Below are 19,894 nucleotides of genomic sequence, written 5' to 3'. Positions count from 1 at the left end.
CGCCGGGAGCTCGTCGCGTGCCTGCCCGCGCTGCAGGCCGTAGCGGGCCGGTTTGCCAAGCACCTGGCCGGGCTGATCGAAGACGAGATCGTGCCGGGTGGGGTGGTGCCGCAGCGGTGGCGGGCCCAGGCCCGGCCGTTCGTGCATCATCGAGCCGACCGGTTGCTCCTGGTGCCGGTGGGAGAGCGGGTGGTGCTTGTCGCCACCACCTTCAACATGAACTCCAGCATCGGCTGCTGGGACGCGCAGACCGGCGAACAACTCGGGCCATTGCTTGACGGCGTTGCCAGGCACGCCTATCGCGACGGGTCCGATGTGGTCATCGCCGGCATCGACGGCTGGGGCGGCCGGGCGCGGCGGTGGGCCGTGCCGTCTGGCAGGGAGCTGGCGCCGCTTCGCCCGCAACGGCGGCCCTTCGCCTTGCGCCGGCGGGTGATGGAGAAGGTGACGGCGATGACGTCCTACCGCGATGGCGAACACGAGATCGTGGCCGCCGGTGACGAATCGGGTGCCGTGCGCTGCTTCGACTCCGCCAGCGGCGAGCCGGTGGGCGGGCTCGCGCGGCTCAGCGGCCGGGTGACCGCGCTATGGAGCTACCAGCTGGCCGGCCGGGCGCACTTGGCCGCCGGTGACGAGTTCGGCCAGGTGTGGCGCTGGCTGCCCGGCCCCGACCCGCGGCCGCAACAGGTTCACGGCAAGCACCACCAATACGTCCTGCACGGCGCGGCCTACCGCGACGGCGACCGCACTATTCTCGTCACCGGCGCCACAGATCAGGCCGCCTACCGCTGGGACGCCGAAACCGGTGCGTCCCTTGGTGATCGGTGGGTGATGAAGGATGTGATCGGCGGGATCTGCTCCTTCCCCGACGGGGATCGCACCATCCTGGCCATCGGAGGCTTCTGCCAGATCCAGCGTTTCGACACCGTCACCGGCCAACGGCACGGCGACCTGATTCAGGGCCATCAGGAACCGATTTCCGACACCGGCTACGCCGAGGTGGCCGGCCGCCCGATGCTGTTCACCTGTGACCTTGCATCGGTCTGGCGCTGGGACGCCCGCACCGGGGAGCCGCTGCCGGTCATGGACTGATCGGGCCGTGGACCGCTGACACGCCAGGGGAATGGGGCAGGTTCAAAGAGGAGCAGCCCGCCGCATTGCTCATAGAATTGGCGGCAACCGGCCGACGGCACAAGAGGCGCCCGCGGGTCTGGCAACCACGCCACATGCCGGTCAAGATGCGGGGGCGCGGGTATGAAGGTCCGAGGATGGCGAGCGGTATGGGCCGGTGCGACGGTGCTGGCGGTGGGCGTGCTGCCGCCTGTGCCCGCGCAGGCTGACCATCTGTTCGTCAAGGAGCCGACCGCGGTCGGCTTTGGCGGAGCCGTCGCCACGGTTGACGCCGACGCCACGCGGATCGGGTTGGAGGTGCTGCGGCGGGGCGGGAACGCCGTCGACGCCGCGGTCGCCGCGGCCGCTGCGTTGGGCGTCACCGAGCCGTTCTCCGCCGGCATCGGCGGTGGCGGTTTCTTCGTCTTCTATGACGCCCGTCGCGGACGAGTGTCCACAATCGACGGTCGGGAGGCGGCTCCGGCCGCGACGAGCGTCGACGTGTTCGTCGACCCGGCGACCGGGCTGCCTTACGCGTTCCAGGAGGCGCGCGTGTCCGGCCTCTCGGTCGGTGTGCCCGGCACCTTGGCGACCTGGCGGGCTGCGCTGAACCGCTGGGGCAGTCTGTCGCTGGGGCAGGCGCTGCGCCCGGCGGCCCAGCTCGCCGAGACGGGTTTCACCGTCGACGCGACGTTTCAGCAGCAGGTCGCCGACAACGCCGCCGCGTTCGGGCAGTTCGACTCCACCAGCGCGCTCTACCTGCCCGGCGGGCAGCCACCCGCCGTCGGGAGCCGGTTGCGTAACCGTGACCTCGCGGCCACGTACCGTCTCATCGGCAGGCAAGGCCCAGAAGTGTTCTACCGTGGCGACATCGCCAGCGACATCGTCGAGACCGTGCAGAAGCCGCCAATCGCAGCCAACCCGGTCGGGACCTGGCCGTGGCCCATCCGGCCGGGGGAGATGACGCGGCAGGACCTCGCGCGCTACGACGTGAGGTTCCCTGAGCCGACCCACTCGCGCTACCGCGGCCTGGACGTGTACGGCATGGCGACGCCGTCTAGCGGCGGCCAGTCGGTCGGCGAAGCCCTGAACATCCTGGAGCGCTTCGACCTGTCGGGCCTCTCGCGAACCCAAGCGCTGCACCACTATCTCGAGGCCAGTGCGCTCACGTTCGCCGACCGCAACCGCTACGTCGGCGACGACACTCCGCGGGCCCTGCTGCGCGAGCTGCTCAGCGATGGCTTCGCCGCGCAGCGCGCCTGCCAGATCAACCCGGCGGCCGCGCTGACCAAACCCGTCCCACCGGGCGTGCCGCACGGATCGCAGGGTGCCTGCCCGACCGCCGCTGCCGGAGCGCCGTCTACGGCGGGCCAGTCCACCACGAACCTGGCCGTGGCCGACCGCTGGGGCAACGTCGTGGAGTACACGCTCACGATCGAGCAGTCCGGCGGCAACGCGATGGTCGTGCCCGGCCGGGGCTTCCTGCTCAACAACGAGCTGACCGACTTCAGCTTCGTCCCCACCCAGGGCTCCGCGCCCGATCCCAACCTGCCGGCACCGTTCAAACGGCCGCGCAGCTCGATAGCACCGACGGTCGTGCTCCACGACGGTCGCCCGTTCCTGGCCCTTGGCACGCCAGGCGGATCGACGATCATCACCACTGTGCTGCAGATGCTGGTCAACCGCATCGACTTCGGAATGACACTGCCCGAGGCGCTTGCCGCCGCTCGGGCGGCACAGCGCAACACCCCGGACGTGTTGGCCGAGCCCGGCTTCGACCCGCAGCGCCCCGGGCTTGAGGCGCTAGGTCACGAATTCGCGTCCACCCCAGAAATCGGGGCAGCGACAGCCATCGAGTTCCTAGCCTCCGGACAGCTGCTCGCCGCGGCCGAACCGACCCGCCGCGGCGGCGGCTCGGCCGCCACCGTCTGGCCAAGCGCTCCACCGCCTTAGCGCCACCCGTCATTGATATCCCATGGCCGGGATGACTTTGCCAAGTGCCTTTTCGATGTGTTCACGGGTTTCGCTGTCGAATTGGTCGTCGCGGTTCGTCAGCTTGTGCGACTGAAACGTTGAAGGGGTGGCGAAGTCGTTGACGTCTAGCCTTTCGAATAGGGCGCGGCGCTGTCCGGGCCAGTCGGCTGCGAGATCTTCTGCCTTAACCTCGATATATCGCCTGCCCGTCAGGTCGACTGTGTTCTTCCAAGTGAGCCATCGGTGGTAGACCGGTTTGAGGTAGGCGAGCGCCCCGTCGACGGTGGGTGGTGCCCATGGCTGGGCCAGATAGGAAGCAAGCACTGAGACCGGGTGACGTTTGATGTGCACGATGGTCGCTTCGGGGACAAGTTCCCAGAGGAACTCCATGGACAGCAGGTTGAAAGGTGTCTTCTCGCACCAGGTCGGTTTGCCCGCGTCGGCGGCTGCTCCGCCGAACATCGTGTCGACCAGGCCCCGCAAAATCGCGAGCAGTTCCTGCCGGTCGCTGAAATACCTGGGAAGTACCCGCCTTCGGCTGGGCGGCTCGAATGGCCCGGCGGGCCGGTCGGCGTTCCCGAAGCCTTCCGCGGGCGCTGGTTCGTCGTATGTGCACGCGATCAAGTGCGGCCACAGCTGTTGCACCGCGTCCCGGTAGCGCTGCTCGCCGACCAGCTCGGGAACGGTTTTGCCGCGATCGTCGCGCCGGCCGGGCACTCTTACGGTGAGGAAGTCGCTCAACCGGCGCAAGGCGTCCTCACCAACGTCGGGGTCGTACCGATAGGTGAGCGCGTCGGCCAGGTCCCGCAGGCCACCCGGGTCGATGAGAAACTTGGTCTCCATTGGAATCCGATGGATCAGCGGATGTTCACCGATGATGTTGGCGATCCGTGAAGTTCCCGAACGGCCCGTGCCGGCAACGAAGATCGGTGAGGGGGAGAGCATGGCGAGCAGTCAAACCCTCGGCTCGGCGCCTGCGCAAGCCAATTATCCCTGCCTCAGCGTGCATGGCGGTGTCTAATCAATTGCTGCCTTTAGTACCCAGGACGTGACGCGTGGGTGGCCGGGGAGGTCGCCACGCCCGGTGGACCAGAGCAGCACCTCGACGGGATCACCGGCTGGAGCGCCGGGGAAGAGCCGGGCGAGCACGGCCCGGCATAGCCAATCCGGTGGGCTCCAGCCGATCCCGAGCCCTTGGGTGATGTCGTGGGTGTGCATCAGCGTTTCGTTCACGCCGAGGGCGGCGAAGCCGCTCGGGTCGGTCGGTCCCCAGTGCCAGGCGCGTGTCGTGGGAGCCGAAGCGGCCAGCATGGTGCTGAGCAGGCGGCCGCAGCCTGCGACCGTGCGCAGGACATCGCGGGGTGAGGCACTTTCCCGGGCAACGAGGTCGCACGGTAGGTAGGCGTGGTCGGGTCGGGCAGCGAGCTGCCCAGCGTAGGCGAGAAGGTCATGGGCGACATGGGCCGCCGTCGTCCAGCAGCTCCACTCGAGGGTGCCGGCCCGGCGTCCCCAGTCCGCGGACTCGTGCGGGGTGAGGATCCGCATCATCTCGGCTACCGCTTGCTCGACATCGTCGCCGTCCATCGCTCGCATACCGAGCAGCCTTCCAGGTCTGGCGTTGCCTCGTCGCCCCGGCGACTCAGGCGTCGCTGGACTGGTAGGAGGCGAGCAGGCGGGTCTCTTCGGCGTGCGTGGGGTAGGCGAAGTAGACCAGGGCGATGCCGATCAGGTTCGCCGCCACGGCGGCCGCATACGCCCAGCGGTCGCCTTGCAGGAACGCCTCCCGTGCCGCGTGGGTGATCTGGGTGGCGTAGTCGGGATAGCGATGGCCGGTCTGCTCGGCGCCGGCGAAAGACTTCTGCAGCTCGGATTCGGTGGCCTGGCTGACCCGGGCGGCGTCCGGCGACTGGTGGATCTGCCGGGCGAAGGAGGCGGCGTAGCCGGCCGTGAGCAGGGCGCCGAGCATGGACTGGATGACGGCGCCGCCCAGATCGCGTTGCAGGTCGGCGGTGCCGGAGGCCATGCCGGCGCGGCGTACCGGGACCGAGTTGGTCAGCGCCCGCGAGGCGGGGGTGCCGGCGAAGCCGATGCCGGCGCCGACAAGGGCGTAGGCCAGACCGACCCGCCAGTATGGGATGCCTTCGTGCCACAGCAATAACATGGTGAGGAAACCCAGCAGCAGGAACCCGTACCCACATAAAGGGGTGAAGCGGGAACCGTAGCGGTCAACCAGTTTCGCAGAACGCGCGGCGACCAGAGTCATCAGCAGCGGCGAGGGCAGAATCGCGGCGCCGCTTTGCAAAGTCGTGTAGCCAAGCACGTTCTGCATGAACTGCTGCCCGATGAAAAGCGAACCCATCAGCGAGCCGAAGACGATGATCCCGGCCAGCGCCGCCACCCAGAACGTGCGCCGCGAGGCCACCTTCAGGTCGTAGAGCGGATTTGGCGCGCGCCGCTGGCGCAGCACGAACGCGACCGCGGCGGCCAGCGCGACCAGGAACAGCCCGGCGACTGCCGCGCCGGCCCCCGGGCTGGGCGCAAAGTTGACACCCAAGACCAATGCCGCGACGAGCAGCACAGAGAGCACGCCGCCCAGGTTGTCGACCGGCTCAGTGGTCTCGTTGACGTGCGCGGGCACGTTGCGCCACGCGAGGATAAGCGCCACCAGTGCCAGCGGAAGGGTGAGCAGGAAGACCGAACCCCACCAGAACCGTTGCAGCGCAGCGCCTGCCAGCAGCGGCCCGAGCGCCGAGACCGCACCGCCTATGCCCGACCACATGGCAATCGCCTTGGTACGGCGCTTGCCCGACCACAGCGCGGCGATCAGGGCGAGCGTCGTGGGGTATGCCATGCCCGCGGCGACCCCGCCCAGCACCCGGGCGAGAACCAGCATGACGTCGGAGGCGGCATTGGCGGCCAGCAGACAGGCCGGGACCGAAAGGCCGATCCCGAGTACCAGCAACAGCTTGCGGCCGTATCGGTCGCCGACCGCACCGAGGTAGAGCACCGAGGCGGCCAGGCCCAGCGAGTAGCCGACCGCGATCAGGTTGAGCATGGTTTGCGAGGAGTCGAAAGCGCGCCCGATCGAAGGCAGCGCCACGTTGGCGACCGACAGGTTGAGGTTGGCCACCGCGGCGACCAGAATCAGCGTGCCCAGCACCAGAGCCGACCGCGCCGGGGCGGTTCCGGACGCAGCGGGAGTGGCCGTCATTCCCTAACGCTAGGGCAACCAGGGCAACTACGTCTGGCGCACGGTAATGATGTCCACTTCGTTGCCTTCCGGGTCGACGAGGGTTCGGCGATTCGGAGTGATGTCGGCGACGATCCGTCCTCCGGAAGCCAACGCCGCGTCGATGCGGGCTTGGGCATGATCGTGCGGGACGAAGAGGTCGAAGTGGATGCGGTTGCGTTGGCGCCGCCGCTCCGGGTCCGATGCGTCCATCTGCTGGAAGAACAGGACCGGATTGAGGCGGCGCGGATCGTAGATGTCGGTCACGAACGTCCGCGGGTCTCGCTCGTATCCGAGCACCGACACCCAGAAGGCTCGCACCGCAGGAACGTCGACGGCGTCAATGCCGAGCTGGACGAAACGGGGGCGCGTCAGGTCGGCTGAAAGCCCCAGATCGCGGGCTGCGGTCTGGATTCGACCCGCCAGGTCCTCGAACTGGCTCGTAGCGGAGCCTTCCCCGTCGTCCCACTGGTCCTTCCCGCCGTCGATCGTGACGCCATCGGGCCGCAGGTCCACCAGCAACGGCAGCCCCGCGTCGTCTGCCAGACCGGCAACAGCCGACACAAGCGCACACGCCAGCAGCGGCGAATCGACAGGGTAGTAGGCCATCGCGGCGAACAGCACTTGCCAGTCCGCGGTCTCCGGGCCCTTCGAGAGCTGGCCACCGGGGACCAGGTCGACCTCGTTCCCGTCGGCGTCGGCGAGCGCGACCCCGTACGCGCCGAACGGTTCTTGTCCGACTGCGGACCTGACCGCCTCCACCGCTTCCGGCGCACGAACCACATCGATGTGGATCCGATTGCGCAGCGGCCGGGGCTGGCTCTGGTGGAACGACAGCACGGGATCGCGTCGCGACGGATCCCTTAGCCCATCGGCACCGACGGGCTCGTAGGCGAGCACGGTCTGCCAGAACGACATGAGCGACGGCCGGTCCGCGGTATCGATCACGAGCCGCACGGTTTGGAGCACAGCCGGGTCCGCGGCCAAGCCCAGCTCTTGGGCGGCCGCCGAGATCGAACGCGCAACCTCCACGTCGTTGCGGCTGAGGTCTCCCGCCGGGCCGATCCGCACCCGCACCCCGCCGGGGCGCAGGTCTACGTCAGGCAGACCGGTGGCTTCCGTCAGCTCGGCGATGCGGCGGACAAGTGCCGCACCCGCGGCCATCGACGGCGCCTCGAACCAGGCGCTCATGCCTTCGTCCAGGACGCGCCAGTCCCGTACGGGAGTCTCGTTCACGGTGCGGATCATAGATTCCATCCCGGACGATAACCGTCCGGAATCCCGCTGTGTTTAGATCGGCACCGTGACGAAGATCGAGAACTTGCTGCAGACCGTGGCGGCCGACCCACATGCGCCAGCTTGGAGCGACCTCTATCACGAGGTCTGCCATCAGGGCCAGTGCTACCCGGACAGCTTCCCGCTCCTGCCCGACCTTGCCGTCATCGCCGCAGGATTCACACCCGCGGACCGCGATCAGGTGTTGATCTTCGCTGGAAACATCGCCGCGGACCTCGACCAAGCTTCGCGAGCCCGGTACGCCGAAGCGCTAGCAACTCTGCATCAGCTGACCGAAACCTGGCTTCCCACACCTATCGATCCACAGGACTTCATCTACCGCCTGAAGACGGTACTGGCGCTGGAAGGCGATGAGGTGTGGGGCAAAGAACTCGACCGAGTCATCCACGACGAGATCGAAGTCGAGTGTCCGACCTGCGGAACGTATCTGTTCGTGGTGTTCGGCGAGCACGGCCATTTCGCCACCCATGAGGACTACGCGATCAAGCCTGATGTCGAACACACACCACTGCTGCCTGCCCTACCCCACGAGCTGACGGGCGCCGGTCAACGGCTGCACACGTTGAGCCTGCAAGCTCAACAGGCCGGTGTCGCCGAAGCGCTCACGTATGTGTTCGGCTGCGCCACGTGCACGCAATGCAGCACCAGCTTCCGGGTGTCCGACCAAGTCGAGGCTCCGGGGGATTGGGCCTAGCGTTTCTGCCACGGGCTTCTCCTATTATGGCTGCCGTGGACCGTACCAAGTTGATCTCATGGCGTGGGGTCGATGCTGACCGATGGGAAACGGCGCGCCTTGATCCCAGCAAGGAGATCGGTTTTCTAGCAACGGGGTTTCAGGCCGGGATGGATCCTGAGCCATACCAGTTGTCCTACAAGCTCGACGTCCGGCGCGGCTTTGTTCACAGCCATCTCGTCGCGCGAGTCACCGGCAACGGCTGGCACCGCGAACTATTCCTGCGCCGCAACGAATCCGGCGCCTGGACTTGGCGGGCCCTCAGCACTGGGGAATGCCAGCTGCCGGCGCCGGGCGCGCCGCAGGAGCTGGCGGCCGAACTTGAGGGGGCTCTCGACTGCGATCTGGGCTTGGCGCCGTTGACGAATCTGATGCCGGTTCGTCGCGCGAAACTTCACACCGATGCGGGTAGTTGCGACATCCTGGTGGTGTGGGTGGCGGTCCCGGAGTTGTCGCTTCATGCCGCGCCGCAGCGCTATGAGCACCTGGGCAGGCACGACAGTGGGTCTACCGTCCGTTTCAGCGCACTCGATAGCGGCTTCACCGCCGACCTACAGCTGGACCCAGACGGGCTTGTCGTCGCCTATCCCGGGCTCGCGCGCCGAGCACGCTCCAATCAGGAGCGCTGACACCGACCTCGTCAGACCGGGCGGACTTCGGCCAGCCGCTTGACTGAGTAGTCGTCGTCCCAGCAGACGGCGGCTTCCCACGCGGCCGATGCTTGCGCGGCGATGTCGTGCGCGCCGTCGTCGAGGCCGGCGGCGTTGCCGGGAAGCACGAGGTCGAGGTCGGGGACGTCGACGTGCGACTCGTCCCAGTCAATCAACCCGACGTGATTCGCGGTCACACGGATGTTTCTGGGGTTAGGGTCGCCGTGCACGACACAGGTCTGACGTCCGGTCAGCCGCGCCCACGCCGCCCGGCATCGAGCAACACCCTCGGCAGGCATCGCGCCGAGGTCCACCTTCGTCCCGGAATCGGCGTGCAGCAGATCGGTCGACGACCGCCAACCCGGGCGCTGCGGCCAGCCCTGCGTCAACCGATGCACCTCGCGCAGCGTGCCGGCCACGCGACGCCAGTCGGCCGGTGTCTCGGGCGGTCCGCCCTCCACATAGGTCATCACCACCAGACCATCGGCGAACAATCGGCCATCCTTAGCCGGGATCGGCACAGGCACTGTCAGGCCTTCGCGGTCGAGGTACTGAAGCAGCTCGGTCTCCCACGCCAGGTCGGCGTCGCTCCTGGCACCTAGACGACCTACCGCAAGGCGTCCGTTGACCCGCACACTCCACACGTCGTTGGCGACTCCGCCCGCAAGCCGTTCGACACGAGCGGCGTCTTCACCCCAGTGCCCCAGCGCCTCCCACCCCATCGGCCACATGTTACGGGTTTGACGGCAAGGCGGCCGTGCCGTGAGCGGCCTCGAGGTGGGTGCTGGACCGTTGCCGCTCGATGCGTGCACATAGGAAGCCCGCCAACGTGACGATCACCGCGAGGGTGACCCAGCCGACCTTGCCCGCGCCGATGCACAGTGTCATGACGATGACCGGTGCCATCGCTTCCACAAAGCCGTGGCCGAGCCCGATCACGCCCTGATACTGGCCCTGCGCTTCGGGCCGGGCCAGCGCGAAGGACAGTTCGAAGGTCCCTGCCGCCTGCCAGACTTCGGCCAATGAGTGTATGAGCACCGCGGTCAGCAGAATGGCGACCGCGGCCCACACCGACGGGCCGGACGCCATGGCCATCAGGATCCAGGCCACCAGGAAGAGCGGGCCCGAACGGGCCAGCAGCCGAGCCGCCGCCCGGGGGCCGTCGATGGACCGGGTGGCCGGAATCTGGGTGATGGCAACGGTCACCGCGGCGACGAACAGGACGAGCCCCGCCATGGGGCGCGGCGCCGCCGTCCGCAGGACGATCCACACCGGTAGCGCCTGGACAAGTACCCAGTACTGCAGGCTCGCCACCGACGACGCGGCGGTGAACGCCAGGTAGTGCCGGTCGCGAAGGGCCAGCCAGCGACGCTCGTCCGGGGCAGACTTGGCGCTGCGGGTCGGCGGGAGGTGCCGCAGCCGCGCGAGCACAGCAGCGGCGACGAGGAAGGTCGCCGCATCAGTGAGCACCATGGTTACGTAGGCCGGGCGGCTGTCGACGGCTAAAACGATTGCGGCACCGAGCATGCCCACCGCCAGACCGACGTTGGTGACCGCACGCAAGTAAGTACGCAGTGCGGCGCCCTTGCCCTGCTCGGCCAGCACACCAATCATCGCCCCGCGGGCACTTCCCGAGCCTGCCCGGCCCACCGCCGCGACCGTCGCCACCACAATCAACATCCATATGTCGTGTACCAGCAGCAGCCCGACGCTGGCCACGGCCTCCACCAGCATCGAGGCGATGACCACCTCGCGGGCGCCCCGCCGGTCAGCCAGGTCGCCGACGAACACCCCTGCGCCGAAGCCGATCAGTGAGCCGACGGTGAGACCGACGCCCGCGGCGGCCGGGCTCAGCCCCGCCGACCGGATGAGGAAGATGGTGCCCGCGGAGAGGAAAAGTCCCATGCCGACGGTGTTGATCAGAGTGGACAGCGCCATCAACCGCTGCCGCGGATCCTGTGGACCGCGCAGGTCGTCGCGCAGTTTGGTCAGCTGGGTCACCACGACGTTCACGCGGGCACCACCAGCAAGGCGACGGTAGGTTGATCGGGTACAGCTACGCTGACGGGAGCGTGCAGGTCGGTCGGCATGGCTGAACGGTAAGGTTTGACATGGGTGTCAAGGTCAAGAGTGGATGATGCTGATCAACCAGTTGGCTCAGCGCAGCGGCGTCAGCACGCGGGCGCTGCGGCACTACGACCGCCTGGGCCTGTTGTCCTCGCGGCGTCTCCACAACGGGTACCGCGACTTTGAGGAGCACTCCGTCGAGGAGGTGCGCCGGATCCGGCTTCTGCTCGACATCGGCCTCGGCCTGCAAGCCGTTGCGCAGGTGCTGGCATGCTTCGACGCAGGAGGAGCTCTGACGGCCTGTCCGGCTGCCCTGGAACGGCTTCGGGGCCAGATCCGCGATGTGGACCATTCCATCGCTGAACTACAGCGAACCCGTCGGCTGCTGACCGGTACCCTGGAAAATTTGGTGGAAAGCTAGCGACTCGCCTTACGAGCCCTCAGCATCAATATGGTTGCGCCGAACATACCCGCGACCGACACCAGAGACAGCAGGCCCGCCACGGAGCTGGTGGCTTCGACGTGGCGACGGCCGTACATGGCGAGCAGGGCCACCGTAAAGCAGAACATGGTTGCGGCGAACATCCGCGGCGGGTTCTTGCGCCAGATGCCGGGGCGGAAATCAAACGCGAGCCCCGCGACACCGGCGCAGACCGCAGCGGCAATGGCGACGAGCAGCAGCAGATCCATAATCGCGAAGTATATGGATATCTGAACCTCAGTGACATCGGCCTGAGGCTGAGATGGCTGTCGATTGGGCTAAGGCGCCGCCGCCGCCCCGCCGAGTCCCGCGACCGCCTTCGCTCAGCCGCAGTCACCTTCGACTCCCTTGGCGTCACCCCGTGGGCCGACCGCGCCCGCGCCGAGCTCGCCGCCACCGGCGAGACGATCCGCCGCCCCGATGACGGCCGCGACCGCCTCACCCCGCAGGAGCTGCAGATCGCCCAGCTCGCCGCCCAAGGCCTGTCCAACCGCCACATCGCCGAGCGCCTGTTCATCTCGCCCCGTACCGTCAGCACACACCTCTACCGCATCTACCCCAAGCTGGAGATCGGATCCCGCTCCGAGCTGATCCGCGCTCTGCCCCGCCATGAAACACCGGGCGGGTGAAGGTTCTTCAGTCAGCTACACCTGGGCGACCGCGAGGCTCGGCGACCATGCCATCAGCACCCGGCGCAGATAGAACCACCACGTGACGACGAGGAAAACGCCATAGGCGGCGAAGAATGTCCAGAGCGCCGGCGTGATGGATCCGGTGTAGGCAATGGACATGCCGAACCCGCGCGGAATGAGAAAGCCGCCGAACGCGCCGATCGCCGAGGCCAGACCGATGACCGCGGCCGCCTGGACGGGGGCTCGGACCGCCGCTTGGCCAGAGCCGGCCTGATTGGAGGCGAGAGCACGGTAGATGGCCGGGATCATGCGGTAGGTCGAGCCATTGCCCACTCCGCTTGCGATGAATAGCACCAGGAAGGCGGCAAGGAAGCTGCCAAAGTTCCCGACCGTGAGGCTCAGCAGGACTCCGCCGGTGCCTGCGGCCATCACCATGAAGGTCAGCGCGGTCACCCTGGCCCCGCCGACGCGATCGGAAAGCCACCCGCCGATCGGGCGTGACAGCGAGCCCACCAGTGGCCCGAGGAACGCCACATACTGGCCCTGTGCACCGGCGAACTGGGACTTTATCAGAAGCGGGAAAGCCGCCGAGTAGCCGATAAACGAGCCAAAGGTGCCGATATAAAGGACCGACATGACCCAGGCATGTTTGTCGCGCAGCACGGTCAGCTGTTCGCGAACGCTCGCCCGCGCGGCTGTCAGGTTGTCCATGAACAGCCAAGCGCACGCGATCGCGGCGACGATCGGGACGAGGTAGACCAGCGCGACGTGGTAAAGGATCGCGCCCGCGCCAATCACCAGTGGCACCACGATCTGCACGACCGCGACCCCGATGTTGCCGCCGGCCGCGTTGATGCCCAACGCGGAGCCCTTGTCGCGGTCGGGATAGAAGTAGGAAATGTTGGCCATGCTCGAGGCGAAATTGCCGCCGCCGACACCTGCCGCCGCTGCCGCCACCAAAAATATCCAATAGGGGGTACCAGCCGAGCTCAGGCAGTAATACAGCAACGCCACCGGTCCGAGCAACGCCGCCGTCGACACGATCGTCCAATTGCGACCGCCGAAGCGCGCCACCGCCGCCGTGTAAGGGATACGCAGTGTGGATCCCACGAGGTTGGGTAACGCGACGAGCCAGAAAAGCTGATCCGCGCTGAACGAATACCCGGCGCGCGGCAGGAACACCACGACCGCGCTCCACATGAGCCATACCGAAAAGCCGAGGTGTTCGGAGAAGATGGAGAACACCAGGTTGCGCCGTGCGATCCCGCGCCCGGCACGCCGCCAGAAGACCTCGTCCTCCGGGTTCCAATCGTCAATCCAATGCTTGGCCACGGCTGGCCTCCCTGCTGCGGTACACGATGTATGGGCGGGCAAGGTATCCGAGCGGCAGACTGAACGCGTGCACCAGCCGGGTGAACGGCCAAGCAGCGATCAGCGTCCAGGCGATCAGCGCGTGCAACTGGAAAGCCCACGGCGCCTTGGCGATGGCGTCGACCGCCGGCTGGAACGCGAAGACCGACCTGAACCACGGCGCGACGCTCGCGCGATAGTCGTGTCCGTTGCCGGACAGGGTGATAGCTAGTCCAATCAGGATGGTGGAGCCGAGCAGCACGTACATGACCAGGTCACTGGCGAGGCTTGCCCGCAGCACTGCGCGAACGGTGAGCCGGCGAAACACCAGGATCGCGAGCCCGGCGAGCGTCATCAGCCCCGCCAACCCGCCCACCCCCACCGCCATCGCCTTGTATACGCCGTCGCTCATCCCGAGCGCCCTGGTCACCCCGGCCGGGATGAGCAGCCCGGTGGCGTGGCCGAGGGCGGTCAAGAGGATCCCACCGTGAAACAGCGGGCTGCCGAGCCCGAGCAGCCGCCGCTCGTGCAGCTGGCTCGAGCGGGCCGTCCAGCCAAGCTTGTCGTACCGGTAGCGCCACACCAGCCCGCCAGCGAAGGTGGTCAGGGCCAGATAGGGCAGCACGGCCCACAGCGCGGTGTTCATATCCCCACCAGCTCCGTGGGCGGGCCGTCCTGCGCCAGAGTCACGGCCAGCGCGGCGTCGGCCGGGCCGGGCGGGGGCAGGGTCGCCCGCACCGCCGCGACCGCCTCCGCATACGGCGAGCCGAGCTCGTCGAGCGCGTGCCAGAGCAGGTCGAGGCCGGCTCGGTGGGCCAGCATCAGGTCCGTCGCCTCGCGGGAATGGCCAGCGGCCGAGAATTCGAGCACAACGGCGAGATGGTCGGGCAGCTCCTCGTCGGTGAGCGCCAGCCCGGCCCGTTGATAGGCCTGCCTGAACTTCAGCAGCGCCAGCCCGCGCCGGCGGGTGTCGCCGTGCGTGTAGTAGGTCAGGTAGAGGCAGCACCGCTTTCGCAGGTCGAACGTTTCGACATAGCGCGCCTCGAGGGCGGGCAGCGGAGTACCCTCCAAATAGGTCTCAAGGCGGGGGAACAAACCCTGAAACGGCTGCAGCCTCGTGGCCGTCGGATAGCTCAGGGCGATCGACGCCGCCATGTGCACGGCCCGGCTCACGACTGTCTCACCTTGGGGAAAGGCAGCGACACCGGAGTGGGGACAGAACAGCCATCGTTGGGCGCGCCGGCATCCTCGCGGTGGGCATGCGGGATGACGTAGCGGTCCTCGGCCTTCGCGATGGCCAAAAGCCTATACATGTCATACATCTGCGAGCCGGTCATGCCGACCGACGCGGGGATCGACTCATCGGGATCCCGGCCGAGGTTGATGTCACGCATGAACGCGCGCATCGCCACCAGCCGCCGCAACACCTCGCGGACAGGGGCCGGGTCGCCGGCCGTGAAAAGGGATGCCAGATAGCCGATCGGGATCCGCAGCGCCTCCACGGCGGCGAACAGGTTGGCGGCGTCCTCGCCGTCGAAACCGGTGTCCCGCACCGCATCCACCACCGGTGAAAGCGGCGGGATGTACCAGACCATCGGCAGCGTGCGGTATTCAGGATGCAAGGGCAGCGCCAGCTGGTAATCGAAAATGAGCGAGTAGACAGGCGAGCGTTGCGCCGCCACCACCCAGTCCTGCGGGATCCCACTGCGGAGTGCCGCTTCGATGACCGACGGATCGTGCGGATCCAACAGCACTTGCTTCTGCGCGTCAATGAGCGAATGCTCATCGCGCACCGAAGCCGCCTCCAGCACCCTGTCCGGGTCATACAAGACGACACCGATGTAACGCAGCCTCCCCACACACGTCTGCGCGCACACCGTCGGCATCCCGAGCTCGATGCGCGGGAAACAGAAGGTGCATTTCTCCGCCTTGCCGGTCTGGTGATTGAGGAACACCTTCTTGTAAGGGCACCCGGTCACGCAACTGCGCCAGCTACGGCACGTGTCGGAGTCGACAAGCACAATGCCGTCCTCGGTCCGTTTGTAAATCGCGCCCGATGGGCACGACGCCACGCACGACGGGTTCAGGCAATGCTCACAAATACGTGGCAGATAAAACATGAACGCCTGCTCGAACTCCAGCCTGATCCGCTCCGACATCGCCTTGAGGATCGGGTCGTGCTGGGCCAGCTCAGGCCCACCCGCGAGGCTGTCGTCCCAGTTGGCGCTCCAGGTGATCGGAGCGGTCGGTTTCGCGGTCGGCAGGTCGTCTCCGGCCGGGGCCGTGATGAGGTTCTGGTAGTCGTAGGTCCACGGCTCGTAGTAGTCCGACAGCGCGGGCAGGTGCGGGTTGAAGAACAGGGTCGCCAGCTTGCGTAGCCGGCTGCCCGAACGCAGCTTGAGCCGCCCACGCCGGGTCAGCGTCCAGCCGCCGCGCCACCGATCCTGATCCTCATAGGTGCGCGGATATCCCTGTCCCGGCCGGGTTTCCACATTGTTGAACCAGGCGTACTCCACCCCGCCCCGGTTCGTCCACGCCTGTTTGCATGTCACCGAACAGGTATGGCACCCGATGCACTTGTCGAGATTCATCACCATGGCCATCTGCGCGAGCACTCGCATCAGTACTCGACCTCCTGACTACGCCGCCGGATCATAGTGACCTCGTCACGCTGGTTTCCGGTCGGTCCGAGATAGTTGAAGGCAAAGGAGAGCTGGGCATAGCCGCCGACCAGGTGACTGGGTTTGATGAGCACCCGGGTGAGTGAGTTGTGCGCGCCGCCACGTTTGCCTGTCGTCTCACTCTTGGGCACGCCCACCAGCCGATCCTGGGCGTGATAGAGGTAGACGGTGCCCGATGGCATGCGGTGCGAGACCGTCGCCCGGGCGACAAGCACACCATTGCGGTTGACCGCTTCGACCCAGTCGTTGTCGCGCACACCGATTCGTTCGGCGTCGATCGGGCTTATCCAGATCGTCGGCCCGCCACGCGACAGCGTCAGCATGACGAGGTTGTCCTGATACTCGGAGTGAATCGACCATTTTGAGTGCGGCGTGAGATAGCGCACGGTCAGCCCGAGCTCGCCCTGTTCGCCGATCACCGGCTCTTTGAAAAGCTGGTTCATGTCCAGCGGTGGCCGGTAAATCGGCAGCTGCTCGCCCATCTCGGTCATCCAGTCGTGGTCGAGGAAGAAGTGCTGCCGCCCGGTTAGGGTGTGCCACGGCTTGAGCCGCTCGACGTTCATCGTGAATGGGCTGTAGCGGCGTCCGCCCGTCTCGATTCCTGACCATTCCGGCGACGTGCCGACAGGTACCGGGCCTTGCTGCGTGTCGGCAAAGGTCACTCTCCCATGACTTTTCAAGTCCATTAAGGGGGTACCGGTCCTGCGCTCCAACTCCGCAAAGCCCGCAGCGGCAACGTCTCCATTCGTGGTACCCGACAGGGCAAGGATCGCCTCGCACAGGTCGGTGTCGCGCGCGAGCGACGGCCGCCCTGCGGCGGCACCCTCCCGGGCCACACCGTTATGCCTTCCCAAATACTCCACCTCGCGGGACAGCTCGTACCGAACACCCTTCGTTGTCGCGCCGAGGCTTTCCACCAGTGGGCCGAGCGCCGCCATGCGGTCGGCGACGGCCGGGTAGTCGCGTTGCACCACGATCAGCCGCGGCATGGTGAGCCCAGGCACCGGTTCGCATTCGCCGGAGCGCCAATCCTTCACGATCCCGTGGACGGTGGCCAGCTCGTCGGGTGTGTCGTGCATCAGCGGCGCGGCGACGATGTCCCGGCGCACGCCGAGATGTGTTTTGGCCATGGCGCTGAACGACTTCGCGATGGCCGCGAACGCGGCGAAGTCTGTGCGGGTCTGCCACGGTGGCGCGATCGCGGGGTTGAACGCGTGCACATACGGGTGCAAGTCGGTGCTCGACAGGTCGTGTTTCTCATACCACGTCGCGGCGGGCAGGACGACATCGGCGAACATCGTGGTGCTCGTCATGCGAAAATCCAACGCCAGCAACAGATCCAGCTTGCCTTCCGGAGCCTGTCCCACCGGCTCCCCCCGCACCGCGGAGTCGGTGCCGAGTAGGTGGCGCAGGAAGTATTCGTGTCCTTTGCCCGACGATCCGAGCAGGTTGGCCCGCCACACAGTCAACGCGCGCGGCCAATTCTCCGGCGCATCCGGATCGTCGGCGGCAAAGCGCAGAGTCCCGTCCTTTAGCCGCGCGATCACGTGGGCCACCGGATCGTCGGCCTCATCGGCGAGGTCTAGCGGATTGCGGTTGAAGGTGGGGTAAGAGGGCATCCAGCCCAGCCTGGCTGACTGTGCGATCAGATCGGCGACCGTCCGGCCCTCGAACCGCTGCCGCCCAGTGGGTGAGGCGAAGGCGTCGGCCGTGAACGTGTCATAGCGCCACTGATTGGTGTGCATGTACCAGTACGGCGTCGCGGCCTGCTGGCGTGCGGGGCGAGCCCAGTCCAGCCCGAAGGCGAGCTGAGACCAGCCGGTCAGCGGGCGCACCTTCTCCTGCCCCACATAGTGCGCCCAGCCGCCACCGTTGATGCCCTGGCACCCGGTCAGCTTCAGCAGCGCCAGAAACGAGCGGTAAATCGTGTCGGAGTGGAACCAATGATTGCAACCCGATCCCATGATTATCATCGATCGGCCGCCCGATTCTTCGGCATTGCGCGCGAACTCACGGGCTACCCGCGCCGCCGCCTCCGCCGGAACAGACGTGATGGCCTCCTGCCACCCGGGCGTATAGGGCTGATCGGTGTCCGAATACGACAGTGGCCATTGCCCGGCCAGGCCGGGCCGCGCGACCCCATACTGCGCGAGCAGCAGGTCGAACACGGTCGTCACCAGGTGCTCGCCAATCCGGCGCGCCGGCACCCCTCGGGGCAGCACACCCGTGACGTCAAAACGCGGCATGGTGACAGCGACCATTTCGGTCGCGTCGTCGTACAGCGTCAGCAGCGGATCGATGTCGCCCAGATCGAGGTTCCACTTGCCGATGCCCGACTTCGCGAAGCGGAAACCCAACGAGCCGTTTGGCACGACTGGACCCGTTTTCCGGTCGTACATCACCGTCTTGAAGCTCGCCTCGCCGTCGGATCCGTCATCGGTGAGGAACTTGTCCGCGACATACGCCTCACCCTCTTGCCGCAGCGTCACCAGGAACGGAAGGTCGGTAAAGCGTTTGGCGTAGTCAACGAAACGGGGCACTGTCCGGTCGACGAAGAACTCACGAAGAATCACATGACCCATCGACATCGCGAGCGCGCCATCGGTACCAGGCTGAGCGGGAAGCCACTCGTCACCAAGCTTGACGGTGTCGGAGAAGTCGGGCGACACCACGACGACCTTCTGGCCACGGTAACGCGCCTCGACCATCCAATGTGCGTCGGGAGTACGGGTGACCGGCACATTCGAACCCCACACCAGCAGATACGAGGCGTCCCACCAGTCCGCCGACTCCGGCACATCGGTCTGGTCGCCGAACACTTGCGGCGACGCCACCGGCAGGTCGGCGTACCAGTCATAAAATGACAGCATCACGCCACCGATGAGCGAAAAGAAGCGGCTTCCGGCCGCGTACGACGCCATCGACATCGCGGGAATGGGCGAGAATCCCGCTATCCGGTCCGGCCCGTAGCGCTTGATGATGTGAACATGCGCGGCCGCGATCATTTCCACGGCCTCGTCCCAGCCGGCCCGCACAAATCCGCCCCTGCCACGGGCCTTCTGATAGGCACGCCGCTTCATCGGGTCGTCGGTCAAATGCTCCCAAGCCAGCACGGGATCACCGAACTCGGCCTTGGCCGCCCGATACATCTCGAGCAGAACACCCCGCACATACGGATAGCGCACACGGGTCGGCGAGTAGGTGTACCACGAGAACGCCGCGCCGCGTGGGCAACCCCGCGGCTCGTATTCCGGCCGGTCAGGCCCGGTGCTTGGATAATCGGTCTGCTGCTCCTCCCAGGTGATAATCCCGTCCTTGACATACACCTTCCACGAGCACGACCCGGTACAGTTCACGCCGTGCGTGGAACGCACCACGGCGTCGTGGCTCCACTGTGCGCGCTGAAAGGCATCTGACCCGCGGCCACCAACCTTGTATACCGACCGCAGATCGCCCGACGTCTCCACGCGGCGCAGGTAACGCCCCGCGCGTAGCAGCGCCTCGGCAATCGGGCCGTCCATGCCCAGCACATCGCCATTAGGTGATCCGAACATCGGCATCCTCTTGAACTCTCATGTGGATAGTCACGCGTGAGGTAAGGGGCGACGCTGCCCATCTGACTGCATGTCCCATCCGTTCCGCAGGGCGCCAAATGCGGATCGGGGATGACTTTCCAGTCAAGAATGGATTG

General features: G+C 66.8%; 16 protein-coding genes and 1 pseudogene. 6 read left to right on the top strand and 11 right to left on the bottom strand.

Translation table 11 applies throughout. The features are described from left to right. Positions 1-1,092: WD40 repeat domain-containing protein (locus Rhe02_RS08710; RefSeq protein WP_203907577.1), on the top strand; the 1,092-nt coding region annotated here is incomplete at its 5' end. 162 nt (positions 1,093-1,254) lie between these two features. Next, positions 1,255-3,063 (top strand): gamma-glutamyltransferase, encoded by a 1,809-nt coding sequence (ggt, locus tag Rhe02_RS08705; RefSeq protein ID WP_203907576.1) that lies wholly within the window; start codon positions 1,255-1,257, stop codon positions 3,061-3,063. Between the two features lie 9 nt (positions 3,064-3,072). On the opposite strand, the gene Rhe02_RS08700 is transcribed toward ggt, so the two are convergent. The 4 genes from Rhe02_RS08700 to Rhe02_RS08685 form a co-directional block, all read right to left on the bottom strand. Further along, a complete protein-coding gene (locus Rhe02_RS08700; RefSeq protein ID WP_203907575.1) occupies positions 3,073-4,029 on the bottom strand; it encodes a sulfotransferase family protein in 957 nt (318 codons plus the stop codon). 72 nt (positions 4,030-4,101) lie between these two features. Beyond that, positions 4,102-4,668 (bottom strand): maleylpyruvate isomerase N-terminal domain-containing protein, encoded by a 567-nt coding sequence (locus Rhe02_RS08695; RefSeq protein ID WP_203907595.1) that lies wholly within the window; start codon positions 4,666-4,668, stop codon positions 4,102-4,104. A gap of 55 nt (positions 4,669-4,723) precedes the next feature. Further along, a complete protein-coding gene (locus Rhe02_RS08690) occupies positions 4,724-6,295 on the bottom strand; it encodes an MFS transporter (protein WP_203907574.1) in 1,572 nt (523 codons plus the stop codon). Positions 6,296-6,322: 27 nt separating this feature from the next. Further along, positions 6,323-7,549 carry a 4a-hydroxytetrahydrobiopterin dehydratase gene (locus tag Rhe02_RS08685; protein WP_239123560.1) on the bottom strand — a complete coding sequence of 409 codons (1,227 nt, stop codon included), beginning with the start codon at positions 7,547-7,549 and terminating at the stop codon, positions 6,323-6,325. Between the two features lie 67 nt (positions 7,550-7,616). Here Rhe02_RS08685 and Rhe02_RS08680 point away from each other — a divergent pair, with 67 nt between their 5' ends. Continuing rightward, positions 7,617-8,303, top strand: coding sequence for a hypothetical protein (locus Rhe02_RS08680; RefSeq protein ID WP_203907572.1), 687 nt, complete (start codon positions 7,617-7,619; stop codon positions 8,301-8,303). 26 nt (positions 8,304-8,329) lie between these two features. Then, a complete protein-coding gene (locus Rhe02_RS08675; RefSeq protein WP_203907571.1) occupies positions 8,330-8,971 on the top strand; it encodes a putative glycolipid-binding domain-containing protein in 642 nt (213 codons plus the stop codon). Between the two features lie 11 nt (positions 8,972-8,982). On the opposite strand, the gene Rhe02_RS08670 is transcribed toward Rhe02_RS08675, so the two are convergent. Both Rhe02_RS08670 and Rhe02_RS08665 read right to left on the bottom strand, forming a co-directional pair. Continuing rightward, positions 8,983-9,714, bottom strand: coding sequence for a phosphotransferase enzyme family protein (locus Rhe02_RS08670; RefSeq protein ID WP_203907570.1), 732 nt, complete (start codon positions 9,712-9,714; stop codon positions 8,983-8,985). Positions 9,715-9,724: 10 nt separating this feature from the next. Continuing rightward, the gene (locus Rhe02_RS08665) at positions 9,725-11,005 is read right to left on the bottom strand and encodes an MFS transporter (protein WP_203907569.1); all 1,281 of its coding nucleotides are present in this window, start codon (positions 11,003-11,005) and stop codon (positions 9,725-9,727) included. 121 nt (positions 11,006-11,126) lie between these two features. Here Rhe02_RS08665 and Rhe02_RS08660 point away from each other — a divergent pair, with 121 nt between their 5' ends. Beyond that, positions 11,127-11,480 carry a MerR family transcriptional regulator gene (locus Rhe02_RS08660; protein ID WP_203907568.1) on the top strand — a complete coding sequence of 118 codons (354 nt, stop codon included), beginning with the start codon at positions 11,127-11,129 and terminating at the stop codon, positions 11,478-11,480. A 101-nt stretch (positions 11,481-11,581) separates the two neighbouring features. Then, positions 11,582-12,169: a helix-turn-helix transcriptional regulator gene (locus Rhe02_RS08655; protein WP_203907567.1), complete on the top strand. Its 588-nt coding sequence runs from the start codon at positions 11,582-11,584 to the stop codon at positions 12,167-12,169. Positions 12,170-12,184: 15 nt separating this feature from the next. On the opposite strand, the gene Rhe02_RS08650 is transcribed toward Rhe02_RS08655, so the two are convergent. From Rhe02_RS08650 to Rhe02_RS08630, 5 genes and pseudogenes are all read right to left on the bottom strand, one after another. Next, positions 12,185-13,504, bottom strand: a complete 1,320-nt coding sequence (locus Rhe02_RS08650) for an MFS transporter (RefSeq protein ID WP_239123558.1) — start codon at positions 13,502-13,504, stop codon at positions 12,185-12,187. Next, positions 13,485-14,168 carry a respiratory nitrate reductase subunit gamma gene (gene narI, locus Rhe02_RS08645; protein ID WP_203907565.1) on the bottom strand — a complete coding sequence of 228 codons (684 nt, stop codon included), beginning with the start codon at positions 14,166-14,168 and terminating at the stop codon, positions 13,485-13,487. The genes Rhe02_RS08650 and narI overlap by 20 nt, the downstream gene beginning before the upstream one ends. After that, positions 14,165-14,695 carry a nitrate reductase molybdenum cofactor assembly chaperone gene (gene narJ / locus Rhe02_RS08640; protein ID WP_203907564.1) on the bottom strand — a complete coding sequence of 177 codons (531 nt, stop codon included), beginning with the start codon at positions 14,693-14,695 and terminating at the stop codon, positions 14,165-14,167. The genes narI and narJ overlap by 4 nt, the downstream gene beginning before the upstream one ends. 68 nt (positions 14,696-14,763) lie before the next feature. After that, positions 14,764-16,143 (bottom strand): annotated as a pseudogene (gene narH / locus Rhe02_RS08635) (nitrate reductase subunit beta); the annotation flags it as partial. Beyond that, positions 16,143-19,757 carry a nitrate reductase subunit alpha gene (locus tag Rhe02_RS08630; protein ID WP_239123557.1) on the bottom strand — a complete coding sequence of 1,205 codons (3,615 nt, stop codon included), beginning with the start codon at positions 19,755-19,757 and terminating at the stop codon, positions 16,143-16,145. The gene Rhe02_RS08630 and the pseudogene narH, both read right to left, overlap by 1 nt. Positions 19,758-19,894: the final 137 nt, after the last annotated feature.

Source organism: Rhizocola hellebori, from assembly GCF_016862955.1.
GTDB classification, from domain to species: Bacteria; Actinomycetota; Actinomycetes; order Mycobacteriales; family Micromonosporaceae; genus Rhizocola; species Rhizocola hellebori.
Note: the sequence above shows the minus strand (reverse complement) of the source record. Positions and strands in the feature narration are given on the sequence as shown.